The following is a 16419-nucleotide window of genomic DNA, read 5'->3' on the forward strand; positions in this document are numbered from 1 at the left end:
CTTTAGCCCTTCAAAAAATGTTCCCATAGTGGCAGATGTTTTCATCATGCCGTATTTACAGTATACACACCTGCCACTATCAAAGAACATCATCTTAAACACTTGTCGGCATTCGCGACAAGCAAATCTGTACAATCAAACAAATTTGCGAGATTGAACACCCTTACCCCATCTTTTCTTCCAGCCTCCGGCGTATCTCGGCAATGAAATCGGCTGAGTTCACCGCTTTGGCTTCCACGCCTTCCATCAGTCCCACGAGGTCTTTCGTGGCGATGCCTGCATTGAGTGTGTCGAGGCAGGCGGCTTCCAGACGGTCACTAAACTGCACAAGGGCCTCGTTGCCATCGAGTTGGCCGCGCTTGCGCAAGGCTCCGCTCCAAGCGAAAATCGTTGCCATGGGGTTGGTGGATGTCTCCTCTCCCTTGAGATATTTATAGTAGTGGCGGGTGACGGTGCCGTGGGCGGCCTCGTATTCATACTTGCCGTCGGGGCTCACGAGCACGGAGGTCATCATGGCCAGACTGCCGAAAGCCGTGGAGAGCATATCGCTCATCACGTCACCGTCGTAGTTTTTGCAGGCCCAGATGAAGCCGCCTTTCGAGCGGATGACGCGGGCCACGGCGTCGTCGATGAGCGTATAGAAGTATTCGATGCCCAACCGGGAGAACGTCTCTTTGTAATCGCTCTCGTAAACTTCCTCGAAGATCTCGCGAAAACGCGCATCGTATTTCTTGGAGATGGTGTCTTTGGTGGCAAACCAGAGGTCTTGCCGGGTGTCGACGGCAAACTTGAAACAGCTGTGGGCAAAGGAGCGGATGGAGCGGTCGGTGTTGTGCATACCCTGAATCACTCCTCCACCATCGAACGTATGGATTTCCACCTCCTGCCGCTCGCCGCTCCGGCCTTCAAACACGAGCTTGGCCACTCCCGGTTCTTCGACTTGCAGCTCTACATTCTTGTACACATCGCCGTAGGCATGGCGGGCGATGGTGATAGGCTTCTCCCATGTCTTCACCACGGGACGGATGCTCGGGATGGTGATGGGGGCACGAAACACCGTACCGTCGAGGATGCTCCGAATGGTACCGTTGGGGCTTTTCCACATCTTGTGTAGCTTATATTCGTCCATGCGCTGGGCATTGGGGGTGATGGTGGCGCACTTCACGGCCACCCCATGTCGCTTGGTGGCTTCGGCAGAGTCTATGGTTACTTGGTCGGCGGTCTTGTCGCGGTTGGGTAATCCGAGGTCGAAGTATTCGGCTTTGAGCTCGACAAAGGGAAATATCAGTTCGTCCTTGATCATCTTCCACAGGATGCGGGTCATCTCGTCACCGTCCATTTCCACGAGCGGAGTCGTCATCTTAATTTTTTCCATACGTATGTTTTCTTTGGTGTTGTGCCGACAAAGTTAACAAAAAGATTCCATTTTTAAAGCAAAAATGGCCAATATCTTTCAAAAAGAAAACTGGGAGGAGGGGGAAAGGATTAAGAGTTAAGGAGAAAACTTTTAGGAGTTAAGGAGTGAAAGGGAGTTAAAGGAGTTAAGACATCGGCTTCATAGCTTGAGTTGTACAACAACTGCAAGAGAAAAACTATTGTCTTAACTCCTTTAACTCCCTTTCACTCCTTAACTCCTAAAAAATCTCAAGGAATCTCCTAAAAAGTCCCGAGGGGACGCCTTCTACTTGTCTTCCGGAGCCTTGTCGATCAGATCCATGAACTGGTCAAGCTTTGGCGTGATGATGATTTGGGTGCGACGGTTGCGCTGTTTGCCCAATTCGGTGGAGTTGGTGGCCACGGGATTATACTCTCCACGACCGCCGGCGGTGAGACGCTTGGGGTCTACGCCATAGCGGTTTTGCAGATACTGCACCACCGAAGAGGCACGAAGGGCACTGAGATCCCAGTTGTTGCGGATGTTTTTCATCTTCGGACTGTCGGTGTTTACAGGCACATTGTCGGTGTTGCCCTCGATGAGCACCTCATAGTCCTTATAGTCCATGATGATTTTGGCAATCTTGCTGAGAGTCTCTTCAGCGCGGTCGTTGATTTCATAGCTGCCACTCTTGTAGAGCATGTTGTCGGCCAGAGAGATATAGACTACACCTTTCAGCACCTGCACATCCACTTCTTTCAATTCCTCCTTGCTCAGCGAGCGGGTCAGATTGTTGGTGAGCACCATGTTGAGTGAGTCGCTCTTGCTCTTCACCTCCACCAAGTGGCGGATGTATTGGTTGCTCTCGTTGATCTGATCCACGAGTTTGGAAATGTTGATGTTGTTGGAGTTGGCGTTGACCAGACTCTTGTCGAGCATCTCCTGCAAAGAGGCATAGTCCCTCTTCTGCTGGGCGAGCTGGTCTTCGAGCGAAGCCACGCGTGCATTGGCAGCGGCCAACTGCTCCTTGGCATCCTGATAGTTGCCCGAGAGTTCTCTGTTCTCCAACCGGCAGTTCTCCAGTTCTTTTTTGCTTGCACAGCTTGAAACCAGCAGCAGTCCGGCCATCAAACTGAGAGCTAACACGTTTCTTTTCATCATATTCGGTTTTTGTCTTTTAGTTATTGATACTTTTCTTTCCTGCCTATATACCTTTATTATAAGGACATAGTATGACTGCAAAGTTATGATTAAGACGGAGAAAAACAAAAAAAGTATAGCTCGTTTAGCTTATTTTAACCGCTTGAAAAGCCTTTCCCGGCGAATTTAACATAAAACGAGTGTTTTTCGTGATGGTTCATTGCAGCGGAAGATGAAACTCGCAATGCGGTGGTGACTGGGCCCATCCGGCGAAAAACATGGATGGTGTCGGCGAATAGGGCGAATTGAGCGAATGAGGGCAGCGGTCGATGGCCGTTAAGGGTAGGGACTGTCGTCCTCCTTCAGATTTGTCAAAGATATTATCCGAAAAACCGCTCTGTGCTTGCGATATTTCCGCCGGGAAGATCCTTTATCGGAAATACGAGAATTTTAGAGGAGGGGGTAAAGCATTGTCTATTAGTAACTTGAATATTCTTGACCTTTCAGTATGCCGCGAAAAGGCTGTAAAACAGCTGTAATGAGGAGGTGAAAGAGGCCGTCTCGTGCGCTCACTACAGCCGTTTGACATCCTCGGTCGGCCCGTTTTGCATCATCATTCCGCCCAAACGGGAAAGGCGGAGTGACTTTCGGGGCTTTTAAAGCCATCTTTCCAATCTATTTGAAGGCTTTCAGATGAAGTGCTTTTGTATTACTTTTTCGCCATCCCCTAAAAAGACAGCCCACAGCAGCGATAGGGGCAGTGTTTTATGCCTGTCCCTACTGCTGCTGACGAACTGACAAAGAGGGAGAGCCTGTTTGCCGAGAGAGGATACGGGAAGGCTCTCGGGCTATTCGCTCAGCATGGTCACCTCTATGCGACGGTGGCTGCCGAGAAGGTCTTTCGCCATCTGTTGCACATCGCCGGCCGTAAGGTTGCGCACCAGTTGCTCATAGCCGGTGTGGAAGTCGATGCCGTCTTGAAGCCGGTGGTAGATGACATAATCCCAATAGCCGTTGTCAATGATGTTCTGCCCGTATGTCTTCAGCAGATATTTCTTCGCTTTGTCCATGCTTACGGGATTGGGCCCGCGGTCGGCAATATGCGCCACCTGCCGGTAGACTATCGGTATCAGGGTTTCATACTTGGCAGGATCGGTGCGGAAAGATATGCGCAACATGGCCGTGGGACGGTTGTCCTTCTCGAGCGCATAGCCTACGCTCACCCCATACGTTCCTCCCTTCTCCTCGCGCACACTGTCGGTATAGGCTGTTTGTAACACCCGTTGCAGCACATCCAGTGCAAGGTCGCTTTTGGGCGTGTAGGGCTCTTCGAAGGTGTAGAAGATGTTGACCAGCGCCGAGGGCGTGTTCATCCGCTTTTTGAAGATATGCGTCTCGTCGGCGTTGCGCACGTCGGGTGTGGGATATTTCTTTCTGCTCGTCGGTTCCGCCGTTGCCGTGTTATTTTTGCTCGAGGGCAGTGTGGCGACATATTGGCAGAGCAAGGGGCGCAGGGAGTCGATGTCTACGTTGCCCACAAGCAGCATCGTGAACTTGGAAGCGTCGGCAAAACTCTCCCGGTAGATCTGCCACACGCGATCGTAGGACACGCGGTCAAGCGTCTCCCGCTTGGTGGGCTGCATGCGCGGATGGTTGCCGTAGAGTATCGCCACGAGTGAGTCGTTGTAACTCACCTGCGGGTTGGCCTCCCTGTTGGTCAGGAAAGAGCGCATACGGTCTATCGCCCCGTTGAAGGCAACGGTGTCTCGCCGGGGGTGGGCGAAGTAGAGATAGGTGAGCTCCAGCATCGTTTTCAGGTCTTTGACCGACGACTTTCCGGAGAGTTGCTGCGTGTCGTCGCCGATGGAGGGGGTCACTCCGGCTATCTTTGAGGAGAGCATCTTGCGCAGCGTGTTCTTGTCGAAGGTGCCCACACCGGCATCGGTGATGGCACTCGCAACAAACGAGAAGTTGGGCGCATCGCTGTCGGGATAGCGCGAAGTGCCGCCTTCGCCCCAAAGGCGCATGGTTATCTGGTCTTTGCTGAAGTCGGTTGGCTTGATGTAGACGGTGGTGCCGTTGCTCAGATTCAGCACTTTTGTGCCGTATGCGCCGGCCCGTTCGCCGACGATTGTCCCCGGTTGGGGCAGCCGGGGGATGAGCTTTCCGGCCAGTTGCGGCTCGCTGTAAGGGGCGTAAGTTGCGGCTTGCGCGTTGAGTACATACTGTTCGAGCGTGTCGTTGGGTGGCAGTTTGAACTCCGGTTTGTCGGGTGCATAGACCACGAGCACCTGATTTTTGTCTGAAATCAGCCTTTTCGCTGCCCTGTTCACCTGTTCCGGCGTGACGGTGCGGTTGAATTGTCTGATGAGTTCAAGCTGTAAAGTCTCCGTGACCACCGGTTCGGCCGACAGAAAATGTTGCAGTGCCTTGTTCACGAAGTAGCGGTTGCGCCGGTCGTTGCGCTCGGCATATTGGCGTTCGGCCACCTTCAGCTGCCTGTCTTGCGCACGATGTAGTTCGCCCTCGGTGAATCCGTAGCGGCGGGCACGCTCGCTCTCGGCTATCACGGCATCGAACGAACCTTTCACATTCTCCTGTCTGCAGCCGAAAGAGAGCCAGAAAGCATCCTTGGTGCGCGAAACGAGGAAGCGGCCGGCATGGGCTGTGGCCGAGAGGAAGGGCGGAACGGCCTGCTGCTGCACTTCCTGCAAACGGGCGTTGAGCATCGAGATGATGAGCGACTCGATGTAGTTGTCTCGCAGATAGCCCACATTGCTCTTCTCCCCGTCGGGCACGACATTGTGCTTCATGTAGAGGTTGGCCAGCATGATGGGCTGTTCGCTGTCGCGGTCGGTGGCCACAATCATCCGGCTGTTGTCGGTCACGGGATAGTAGACGCGCTCCGCAGCGTGCTTGGGGCGCGGAATGGAACCGAACAGACGCTTGATTTTCGCCTCCACCTCGGCCGGATCGATGTCGCCCACCACGATCACGGCCTGCAAGTCGGGGCGATACCATTTCTTGTAATAGTCGCGCAGATCTTTGTAGGGGAAATTGTCCACGATGTCCATCGACCCGATGGGCAGGCAGTCTTCATATTTTGTACCCCGATAAACCACCGGCAGCACGCGTTCCATCATGCGCTGTGTGGCCTTGCCGGCACGGCGTGTGCGCCACTCTTCGTGTATCACGCCGCGCTCCTTGTCTATCTCCTTGTCGGTGAGCAGCAGGTTGTGGCTCCAGTCGTGCAGGATGAGCAGGGCCGAGTCGAGCACGGCCTTGCGCCTCACGGGCACGGCCGAGATGTTATACACCGTCTGGTCGACACTCGTATAGGCATTGAGATTGGCCCCGAACTTCACGCCCACGCTCTCGCACCACGGCACGATGCCCGGCGACTTGCCGTCGCCCCGGAAGTTTGTCGTGCCGTTGAAGGCCATGTGTTCCAGGAAGTGGGCCAGTCCGCGTTGCCGGGGTTCTTCGAGGATGGAGCCTACCCGCTGGGCGATGTAGAAGTCGGCGATGCCCGGTTCTTTGGCGTTGTGGCGGATGTAATAGGTCAGCCCGTTCTCCAGTTTTCCCGTCAGGAAAGAGGCGTCCTGCTCCAGCGGTTGTGCGGAGACAACGAGCGGAGATAGCAACAGGAACAACAGCCATGAATAGTTTTTCTTCATGTAGGATATATTTCAGGAATTGCAAGTCTGTGGGAATTTAGGCGTTCGGGTTGGCGAATGGCCGGTCACCGGTCCCCGCACTGCTATGCACGGGGCTGCCGGCTGTACCTCTAATTCGCCAACCCGATACCACTGCCAACTTGCAACGGTTTGTTTACTTCGTTTTTACTTCACGACAATCTTCTTGCCTCCGATGATATAGAGGCCGGAAGGCAGACCGCTGGTGGCTTCTGCCATGGTCTTGGCCCTCTTGACGAGCACGCCCGCAAGTGTATAAACGTTGCAGTTGGCCACTCTGTCTTTCTGCACATTCACATCCTTGATGCCTGTCGATGTGTCTTCATCGGGCAGAATGTCGTCGCAGGTGTGCTTGGTGAGGACGATGCCCCAGCTGAAGAACGTTGTCGCAGGCCCCGTTGCGCCCAAGATGGTGCCTGAATCATTGCTTGCCCTCCCCATAGATACAAAACCGGTGCCGTCTATCAATGGTTCACAAACCATCCCTATTTGGGCCTTGTTAAGTGTAACTTCTTCCGTACCCTTTACCATTTTGTTGTCTTCGAGTGTATACTTATTAAGTCTGGACATGCCAAACAAAGCATATCCATAGACCCATACAGCTTTAGGATCTTTTGTCTCCACAACACCGAATGCTCCCGTAATGCCCTTTCCGTCTATACCGGCAGCAAGACGTTTACCATCTTTGGCATCTATTTTCACGACCAACGCTTCATAGTATTTGTCTGATACAGCAATAAAAGGAGAAGAGGTCGCGTTGTCGGCTAAACTCCCCAGCAGTAGGCCTGTAAGATAAAGGCTTCCGTTGTAATACTGAAGATTCTTATTCTGTATCCCATAAGATTTTCCGTTGAATCTCCCCGTCACAAACGACTTGATATAATTCATGCTCAAATCGTTGCAATTTAAAGAGGCATAAATGATATTCACGCAATCGTTTGGTTGTAAAATTGTATCACCAAACTTGATCGTTGCGGTTCCGTTTCCTTGGAAACGCCCGCTCAGATAGATGATGCCTTCCTTAATGACAATCCTGTCAAATGACGCAAACTTGAGATTACTTTCATCTTCCGTCATGAATTGGAGCAGATAGCCGTCTTTGTCGAGCTTGGCTATAAAAGGGTCACCGACCTGGCTTTGGATGGTTCCATCCCAGCCTTCCGCGCTTTTTGCCTCATGGGTTTCTGTCGTTTTATCACGTTTGGTGAATGTCATCGAAGACATGTAGTGGCCACAGATATAGATGTTTCCTTTGTTATCCAATGCCAATCCCCGATAAAACGCTGCATAGCCGCCAAAGTATTTTTGCATCGGGTGCGCGGTAGTGGCGATGAGCTTTGCCCATTCCACTTTGCCGTTTTTATCTATTTTGGCAATTACTCCTTCGGTGATGGTACGCTTTATGGAATCAGGCGTATAAGTCACTTCGGTCTTTACGCCGTCAGCACCAACCATACGGAATAAAGTCTTTTCAGTTCTGTCTGCTAAATTACGTACATCTGATATCAGGATGAGACCTCCATCCTCCGTAGGTTGAATGGCCTGGTTGTTGTATAGGTAGCCTTTGTCGGAATATACCGTCCATAACAAGTCTCCTGTTTTCTGATCATATTTCTGCAACAGGAGATTATTGTTTGTCGCATTTACATTATTTCCCACATACTGGCAACCCTCGACTTCTTTTCCTTCCGCATTTTTAAGCGGTTCACCGTCGAAATAGAGTTTGGTGTCGGTGAGAGTGTTGGAACCGAAAGTGGTAAATGCCACATAGTTGCCATCCGTTGTCTTGATGATGGAGACAGGCGTGTTGCCGGCCTTGGTCTTTCCATAAATGGTGTGGTGCCACTGATACTTGAAGTCCGCAGCGTGGGTTGCAGCTACGGTCACCAGTATTACCAAAGCAGCGAGTAGTTTTTTCATCATAGCCTTTTGGTTTTCAATATTGATATTTATTTATGTTTGTTTTTGCAAATCTACCGGTTCCGGACACAACGGATTGGCAAATCGCAGGCAGCCGGACTACATGTCGCCTTATACGCGAGGTAGTCCACCTATCGTCGATCCGTCAACCCGAAATGACTTGTGTGACTTGCAACGTTTTGTTTACTTCACGACAATCTTCTTGCCGCCAATGATATAGAGCCCGGAAGGCAGACCGCTGGTGGCTTCTGCCATGGTCTTGGCCCTCTTGACGAGCACGCCCGCAAGTGTATAAACGTTGCAGTTGGCCACTCTGTTTTTCTGCACATTCACATCCTTGATGCCTGTCGATGTGTCTTCATCGGGCAGAATGTCGTCGCAGGTGTACTTGGTGAGGACAATGCCCCAGTTGAAGAACGTTGTCGCAGGCCCCGTTGCGCCCAAGATGGTGCCGGAGTCATAGCGTGGTCTTGCCATAGACACGAAAGCGTTACCGTCGATCAGGGGTTCTCCCAACATCCCCATAGTGGCTTCTTCGAGCGCAATTTCCTCCGTTCCTTTCAATAGTTTGCCCTCTTCAAGCGTATATTTGTTGAGTCTGGCCTTAGCAAGTAGAGCATAGCCGTAAACCCAAACGGTGATGGGGTCCTTCGTTTCGATCACGGCATAGGCTGAAGTGATGGACTGTCCGTCTATGCCGCCGACAAGTCGTGTACCGTCTTTGGCATCCACTTTCACGATCATGGCTTCGCGCATTCTGGACTTTGTGGCGATAAAAGGTTCTGACGTGGCATCGTCGGCCAGACTTCCCGTGATCAGACCGGTCATGTAAAGGCTGCCGTTATAGTATTGGAGGTTCATATTCTGCACGGCATAATTCTTGCCGCCGAACTTCCCTGCGACCAACATCTTGATGTAGTTGAGGCTCAAATCTTCGGTCTTCACGGAAGCGTAGAGGAGATTCCAGCAATCGTTGGGCTGCAAAGTGGTGTCACCAAACTTGATGGTGGCAGTGCCGTCGCCCTGCAAGCGTCCGCTCACATAGATAACATCGTTCTTGATGACCATCTTGTCGAAAGTCGCAAACTTCACGTTGCTTTCGTCTTCTGTCATGAATTGGAGCAGATAGCCGTCCTTGTCGAGTTTGGCAATAAACGGGTCACCGGCCGATGTCTGTATGGTTCCGTCCCACGCTGCTGTATTCTTGGCTTGATGGGTCTCTTGGGTGCCGTCACGCTTTACGAAGGTGACAGCCGACATGTAGTTACCGCATACATAGATATTGCCCTTGCTGTCTACTGCCAGTCCCTTATAATAGATGTCATACTCGCCGTAGGTTTTGCCCTTGATGGTGGGATGCGTGGTGGTGGCTATCAACTTGGCCCATGCCACTTTTCCGTCTTTGTCTACCTTGGCAATGACACCTTCAACTGAAGTGCGCCCGTTTCCCGCCGGTGTGTAGTTCACTTCGGTCTTTTGGCCGTCGGCACCAACCATTCTGAGCAGCGTAGTTTCCGTCTTGTCGGCAAGATTGCGCACGTCGCCAACAAAGACCAAGCCGCCGTCAGCGGTCGGATAAACCGACTTGTTGTTGTACAGATAGCCCTTATCCGAGTACACCGTCCAAATCACTTTACCCGTTTCAGGATTCATTTTCTGCAACAGGAGGTTGTCGTTGCCGGTGTTTGCATTAGTCCCTTTATACGGACAACCTTCAATCTCTTTCCCTTCAGCGTCTTTAAGCGGTTCGCCGTCGAAATAGAGTTTGGTTCCGGTGAGCGTGTTGGACCCAAAAGCGTTGAAGGCTACATAGTTGCCGTCCGTTGTCTTGATGACGGAAATGGGGGTGTTGCCGGATTTGGTCTTTCCATAAATGGTGTGGTGCCACTGATACTTGAAGTCTGCTGCGTGGACTGCAGCCACAGCTGCCAGCATCACAAACGATAGGAGTAATTTTCTCATCATAATCTTTGAGTTTTTGGTGTGGATACTTATTTGAATTTAAAATTAGAATTCCATGCCCAGCGAGAGGTGCAGGAGGCTGTTGTGTTCTGTCTTCATGTAGTGCGCATAATCCCATCCGGAAGCGACAAACACGCTGTAATGGCGATTCACGGCATAGTTGACTTCGGCTCGCAAACCGGCATCATAGCGGTTGTTGCCGTAGAAAGCGTGACGATGGTACACGGGAGCCATCATGCTCTCATTGGCATTTCCGTTCAGTATCATGCTGCAACGGCTGTTCCAAGTATAGTCCAGATGAGCGGAAGTCTGTAGTAGCCACCGCTTCATCCGCCACATTCCTTTCAGCGAGAGGGCCGAGGCCTGTGCCGAAGAGGCCATTTTCCGCCACGGTTCGGCGTAGGTTTTGCGGATGTGGCGGTAGTGTTGGCTCAGCGAAAAGTCATATACAGCCGTGCCCGACGGGCGATATTGGCATAGTAGGGCACCCGAGAGGTTCCACCGGTTCTCCTGATACTGCCGGCCGGATGCTATCTGCGGATAGATATTATCTTGTGCCGAACCGAAGATGTTTTCTATTCCCCGACGTTCGCTATAGCTTTCTGTCATCCTCACGCCCCATGTGCAGGTTTGTCCCTTGTGCAGATAGCCCGTTTCAAAGCCCTGATGCCGCAACTCCAACTTCGTCAGCGGCAACTCGTTGAGGTCGGAAATGATGTTCTCTATTGACAAAGAACGGTAGCTCAACGAGGCATATACGCCGTTCCGGGGAGCTACGGGGCGCAGTTCCATCGTAGCATCCCATCCCAGTCCTTTATAGTAAGTGGAGGTGTAGGAGCCCCTGAACCGATAATAATCCATGCCCAGTCCGGTGAGATGATAGACGGCCGGCCGCGACGTTTCGTTGTAAAACTCAAGCGTATTCGTCTGCTTGTATCGCCGGAAACCTACCGAGAGTCCCCCTTCATAAGTCCCGTTGAAAAGTCCGGACCACCCCATTCCCGTCTTCACTTGCAAATATCCCGTGAGATTTTTGGGCCGGGGATCCACCGTCCGATACTCCAACCGGGCCGTGTAGCGGCCTTCCACGCCCACCGTCCACTTGTCCTTGTGATAGGCAAATCCCCCCATGAAGTCGTAGGTCTCCTTGCGCGAGACTCCTCCCCCAATGGTGTCGGCCATCACGTAGGGGTAAAGAAGGTCGAAATCGGTGGTTTCATTGTAGCGTATATGGTGGGCCTTGCCATTGGTGTAGTGCGCTGTTCCCCACAGAGAAACTTTCTTTTTCCGTAGAAATGCGTCTATATCGCCCCCCACAACTGCCGCCTTGTCGCCACACTCCAACTGCTGCGGCAGGGTGGCCCGGCTGTTGGTGTAGGCCGCACTCAATCGGTTCAGCGAATACCGGTAACGATTCCATTGCATGGCGGGGTTGCGGTAGATTTCCGGAAACCACGAACGGGTGTCGCTCCGGTGATCCACCTGCCTCTCCACAACATCGTCGGCAGCCTTTGCCGAAGCAACATGGCCGAAGGCAACCAGTGAAAGTGCCATCAGGAAGTGAACTGTCTTCTTATCCACATCTTTTGTTTTTAGTCATCTACTTCTTCGGAGTCACGCCATCATAGGTGTGTGTTGAAGCCTTTGTGCCATCGGCACTGATGGCCGTGCCCTGCTCCTCAATCACCGAGGGGATGCACTCCGTGTTGAAATCTTCGGTGGAGTTGTTGGTATCTTGCAGGTGCATGATGCCCTTTCCGTCCACAAACTGCAACTTGCGGCGGATGCTGCGGAAGTAGCGGGTCTTGTCGTGGTCCACTTGTCCGACGTGTGTCCACCCTGCGTCTACCGATGGAGGGAGAATGTTCCACAGCCGACTGCTTTGCACACTGCAGTTCACCCCGTCTACAATCCACGCATTGGGAATCTTGTAGGCCGTTTGTTTCATGGGGAAAGTGCCCTGCGGAAGATACATCGTATAATAGTAGGTGTACAGATAGTCTTTGAGATACTGTTCCTTGGTGATGCTTTTCGGGATGCGGGCGAGGGCAAACGACGTGAAGCCCCGGTTGTGCAGGACATAGAAACTCAGCGTGTAGCAATACCACTTGTCCAGATTGGGCACCGTGGGACTGTCTATATCCAGATGGGAGGGAGAAGTGGAAATGTCATACCATTCGAAGTCGGCCTTGCTCAAATCAAACGAGTTGGGGTTGGCCACCCGATGGTCGATGCCCGTGTCGCAGATGAGCAGCGACTTGCCGGGCATGACCGGATGTTCCGTTCCGTTGCCGGGAATCACATAGACAGACCACACCGTGAAAGTGTCTTTGCGGATGTCGGGCGAGTAGTCGAAATATAACACCGACTTGAACTTCGACTCGCAGAAGGCCAGTCCGTCGGCATAGAGCACATGGTCGGTGTTGTTGAATATCTTGATGTAGCCGTCGCCATAGTATTGCGATCCCGAAGCGCGCAACGTACCGGCAAAGAATATCTCCTCAAAGATGAAGTCTTCGTTTGTCGCCGAGAGGAATGTCTCTATCCGGAGTGTCTCCGACGCTCCCGCGAGAGTGATGTTTTCAGCCTTGCCGGTGAGGTGGCCTTTCGCCGTGGCAGCCTCCGTTCCGTCGCCGTTGTCGTAGGTGACATCGGCTGAATACACGCAGTCGTAAAGTCCCTCCGGCAACCGGATGGTGCCGGGACGGGCCACACTCGTCTTCTCTCCGGACGTAAGGTTGGTGAATTCAATCTTTTCCGAGACCACCTTGAGGTTTTTCACGTTCGTGGGATAATCTATCTTGAGGTCTGTGGAGACCTCTGCGAGCACCTTGTCATCGCTGCACGACGAGAGCAAAGCGAGCATGGCCAGTGCCAAAGTGTATATAACGCTTTTCATATTCTTGTTTCTTTCAGTCATTAGCTGTTTTGGTTTATATCGTGAGATTGGCTTCCACTCCGAAATAGGGCGAAGCATTGCGGCGTATCACCTTACCGTTGGACTTGTAGTCGGGCAGGTAATCTAATATTTTGTTGGCAAAGAAAGACAGCCGCATGTAGCGTCCGATGCGCTTGGTGGCCTTGAGGTTGACGATCATTGACATCGGCACCGTGAATGGGCGGAACATATCTTCCTTGTAGGTCTGCACCAACTGTTTCAGGAAGACATCCTGCTCGCTCTCCGGAGTGTAGGGATGCACCTTCCCGTCAGCTGCCGAAATATAGGCTATGGGGTAGCCGTTCTTCTCCTGCCTCTTGGTTTTGATGAGCCACATGCACTGCACCGAGGTGGTGAAGATGAATCCCCATTCGGGCACTTGGGTGTCGAGCGTGAAGTTGGTGTTCAACCTGTCGTTCACCCGTCCGTCGTTCCAGTTGTACAGACCCACGTATGACTCGCTCACGGGGCGGTTGTCTATCACCGTGCTCACGGGGTCGAACATCGGCTGGCTGTTGGTGTAGGTCGTGTGAAACCACGCTCCACTGACATTGACGCGGGTGCGCAGGGCGCGAATGCGGGCCGAGGTGAATTGCAGTTCGATGCCCTGCTTCACCATCTTGCTGCCGTTTGACGCCTGCTGGTAGCCGTCGAGCACGTGCCGATTCTCAAAAGGCAGCGTGCGCCAATCCGTTCCGGCCGCCATCTTCGAGGCATCATATCTCTTGTAAAGGTAGTCACCGTAGATGCGGGAATACCGGAACCCCGAGGTCATTTGTTCGAAGAAGTAGTCCACGCTTAGCGAGTTCTCCTTCCAGTCGACATCCAGTCTCACCTCCCACTTCCGGTTGCGGGCCGGCTTGATGGCATAGTTGGTGGGATCCTGTCGGTAGCTCATCACCACAAAGCGGCTGTCTCGTTCGGGATTTTTAGTATCATAGTAGGCCAGCTCCACAAAGTCGCTATAATAGTTGTCGGGATAGAGATAGTTGAGTGTGGGATTTTTCGTTGTCAGCCCCCATCCCGAAGCGATTGCAAGGCGCAGCGGACTGCCTCCCACCGTGAGGTAGGGCAACCGCCAGTTGAGGTTGACACGCGGGTCGGCATACACCTTTCCGCTCATCTCAAATCGCTTGTCGAGGCCCGGCATGGTGTTCAGCCGCACCCCGAACATGCCTTCCAGCACACTGCCCCCTATCTTCGCCACGAAGTTTTCTTCACCAAAGGCCGACAGGTTCTGCAATCCGGGAATGTCCTTATATCGTCGTGGCCTGGCCGACCAGCCATTCACGCTGAGCGGATGACTCATGTCATACACCTGCCCGTCGCCGTAGTTCTTGGAAAAATCCCAGTTGAGGCCCACTTTCAGGCGGTTTTCCAGCTTTCCCACATCCAGTCGTAACAGTCCCTTGGCCTTGAGCCAAGCGTTGAAGGGCTTGCCGTCGCACAGATAGTCGGCCACGTATTCGGCATAGACGGCGGCAGCCTCGCGTTCGCCCTCCTCCCAGCCCGTGGGCACGATGCCGTAGCGTTGTGGGGCCACGAGCCGTTTCTCGTGCAGGCGATCCAACTGCTGCGACACGGAAGTGTTGACTTCCACCTCGCGTAACAGCCCCTTCTTGCGCTTCAGCGACCAACTGTTGGTGAAGACCATGCGATTGTAGTTGGAGCGGTATTCGTCGATGCGCCCGTAGTTGAGGTCGGGGTCGGCCTTGCTGTTGTCGAAGGAACCGGAATAGTCAAACGCCGACTCCCATTTCCACTCCGCTTTTTCCGCCGTCGTCTTCCTGAGCGTGTAGCGCAGCGAGGCGTTCAGCCGCTTGTAGTTTTCGAGATTGTCGGTAGGATCCACCTTCGAGTCCAGATAGCCGAGGTCTACATTGAGCACCCGTGCATCGCCACTGCCGAGAGCGATGCCTTTCCCCAAAGAGAACAGTTTGCTGTAGCCGTCGGCCTTGAAACGGGCAGAGAGCGGCATCTTGCGGCGTATCTTCTTGATGTCTACGATGCCGCTGGTCAGGTTGCCGTATTCCACCGACGGTATTCCCCGTATCACTTCCACGCGCTCGATGTCGTCGGTGCCTATCGTGCGCATGTCCACTCCCTTGTTGGTGATGTTGCGATAGTTTTCAGCCCCACTTCCCGAGGTGACGTGTTGCGTGTCGGAAAGCGGGGAAAATTGCAGGTTGGCATCGGTGTTGATGGGCGTGCCGTCCACGATAAACTGTGTGCCGAGCGACGATATGGCAAAGGCGTTGTTGTGCGACAGGGCCCCGCCGGAAGTCATGGTTCCCGTTTCGCGCAGGCTTATCGTGTTGGCTACGCCCATGTTCGGGTCTTTGGAGTAGCCGCCCGGCAGCAGCTCCATCAGGTCGGCCAAGCTGTTGGGTTGCAGTTGGTTCATCGCGTCGCGCCCGATGACCGACTTGGTGACGAGTCCCTGCGCCTCCTTGGCCGTGACCGTCACTTCGCTGAGGCGGAGGTTGGCCTTCAGATTCACATTCAAGGTCGTGTTCTTGGCAAAGCTCACCGAGCGTCTGTAAGGCTCATAGCCCACATAGCTCACTTTCAGCACATAGCTTTCGCCGGCCACCACGTCAATGGAGAAGCGTCCGTCGGCATTGGCCAGCGTGGCTCTGGGATGCTTGCCTTGAAACGAAACGGTGGCCGCGGCAAGCGTGCCCTTGTCTGCGGCATCGGCCACGACACCGCTCACATTGACATATTTCTGGCCCGCACAATGCAGCGAAAACCAACAGAACAACACGATAAAAATATATTTTGAATCCATCGAAAAGGATATACGCATGACGAAATCGGTACTTACGGCTACAAAGATAGGGCAATTAAACATTATTGACAATACCTAAAAATGATTATTTCGCGGCTGTCGAATATGGGTGTGGTCGGCGAATTGGGCGAATCGGTCGAATGAGGGAGGGGCGGAGAGCCGTTGAAGGGACTGTCTGCCATTGCTCTCTCGATTTGTCAAAGATATTATCCAAAAAGGCACGCTGTGCTTGCGATATTTCCGCCGGGAAGATTCTTGCCCGAAAATACGAGAATTTCAGAGCAGGTGTTAAAGTGCTGTCTGTTAGCCGTTTGAATATTCTTAACCTTTTCTGATGCCCTAAAAAGGCCGCCAAACGGCCGTAGTGAGGAGCCCGAAAGGGCTGTTTGGCACGCTCACTACGGCCATTTGACATGCTCGTTCGGCCCGTTTTGCATCGCCATTCGGCCCAATCGGGAAAACAGGAGCGGCTTTCGGGGCTTTCAAAGCCACTTTTCCAATCTGTTTGAAGACTTTCAGATGAAGTGTTTTTGTATTTCTTTTTCATGCATCACCCACTTGCTGCCAAAGGGAAGTGGGCAGGCAAATGAGAATAAAT

9 protein-coding genes are annotated in these 16419 nt (G+C 52.8%); all 9 read right to left on the reverse strand.

What is annotated here, in order from left to right; all coding sequences use genetic code 11:
* Positions 1-163: 163 nt before the first annotated feature.
* Positions 164-1375 (reverse strand): NADP-dependent isocitrate dehydrogenase, encoded by a 1212-nt coding sequence (locus HMPREF6485_RS04835; RefSeq protein WP_004345083.1) that lies wholly within the window; start codon positions 1373-1375, stop codon positions 164-166.
* Between the two features lie 306 nt (positions 1376-1681).
* Entirely contained in the window at positions 1682-2533 is an 852-nt protein-coding gene (locus HMPREF6485_RS04840) for an OmpA family protein (protein WP_036926663.1), read from the reverse strand.
* Positions 2534-3363: 830 nt separating this feature from the next.
* On the reverse strand, positions 3364-6192 hold the full coding sequence (locus HMPREF6485_RS04845; protein WP_004345090.1) for a M16 family metallopeptidase: 2829 nt from the start codon (positions 6190-6192) through the stop codon (positions 3364-3366).
* A 165-nt stretch (positions 6193-6357) separates the two neighbouring features.
* A complete protein-coding gene (locus HMPREF6485_RS04850; RefSeq protein ID WP_004345093.1) occupies positions 6358-8133 on the reverse strand; it encodes a hypothetical protein in 1776 nt (591 codons plus the stop codon).
* Positions 8134-8313: 180 nt separating this feature from the next.
* Positions 8314-10095: an SBBP repeat-containing protein gene (locus tag HMPREF6485_RS04855; protein ID WP_004345096.1), complete on the reverse strand. Its 1782-nt coding sequence runs from the start codon at positions 10093-10095 to the stop codon at positions 8314-8316.
* A gap of 42 nt (positions 10096-10137) precedes the next feature.
* Complete coding sequence (locus HMPREF6485_RS04860) at positions 10138-11673, reverse strand: DUF6850 family outer membrane beta-barrel protein (RefSeq protein WP_004345098.1); 1536 nt, start codon at positions 11671-11673, stop codon at positions 10138-10140.
* A 19-nt stretch (positions 11674-11692) separates the two neighbouring features.
* Positions 11693-13012 carry a DUF4876 domain-containing protein gene (locus tag HMPREF6485_RS04865; protein WP_004345099.1) on the reverse strand — a complete coding sequence of 440 codons (1320 nt, stop codon included), beginning with the start codon at positions 13010-13012 and terminating at the stop codon, positions 11693-11695.
* A gap of 13 nt (positions 13013-13025) precedes the next feature.
* Positions 13026-15821: a TonB-dependent receptor gene (locus HMPREF6485_RS04870; RefSeq protein ID WP_082231300.1), complete on the reverse strand. Its 2796-nt coding sequence runs from the start codon at positions 15819-15821 to the stop codon at positions 13026-13028.
* An 85-nt stretch (positions 15822-15906) separates the two neighbouring features.
* The gene (locus tag HMPREF6485_RS13970; RefSeq protein WP_155814391.1) at positions 15907-16368 is read right to left on the reverse strand and encodes a hypothetical protein; all 462 of its coding nucleotides are present in this window, start codon (positions 16366-16368) and stop codon (positions 15907-15909) included.
* Positions 16369-16419 lie beyond the last annotated feature (51 nt).

The organism is Segatella buccae ATCC 33574, from assembly GCF_000184945.1.
Taxonomy (GTDB): Bacteria; Bacteroidota; Bacteroidia; order Bacteroidales; family Bacteroidaceae; genus Prevotella; species Prevotella buccae.

Coding starts and splice junctions, on each gene's coding strand:
- HMPREF6485_RS04870 (WP_082231300.1), bottom strand. CDS start 15,821: ATGGATTCAAAATATATTTTTATCGTGTTGTTCTGTTGGTTTTCGCTG.
- HMPREF6485_RS04850 (WP_004345093.1), bottom strand. CDS start 8,133: ATGATGAAAAAACTACTCGCTGCTTTGGTAATACTGGTGACCGTAGCT.
- HMPREF6485_RS04835 (WP_004345083.1), bottom strand. CDS start 1,375: ATGGAAAAAATTAAGATGACGACTCCGCTCGTGGAAATGGACGGTGAC.
- HMPREF6485_RS13970 (WP_155814391.1), bottom strand. CDS start 16,368: ATGAAAAAGAAATACAAAAACACTTCATCTGAAAGTCTTCAAACAGAT.
- HMPREF6485_RS04865 (WP_004345099.1), bottom strand. CDS start 13,012: ATGACTGAAAGAAACAAGAATATGAAAAGCGTTATATACACTTTGGCA.
- HMPREF6485_RS04855 (WP_004345096.1), bottom strand. CDS start 10,095: ATGATGAGAAAATTACTCCTATCGTTTGTGATGCTGGCAGCTGTGGCT.
- HMPREF6485_RS04845 (WP_004345090.1), bottom strand. CDS start 6,192: ATGAAGAAAAACTATTCATGGCTGTTGTTCCTGTTGCTATCTCCGCTC.
- HMPREF6485_RS04840 (WP_036926663.1), bottom strand. CDS start 2,533: ATGAAAAGAAACGTGTTAGCTCTCAGTTTGATGGCCGGACTGCTGCTG.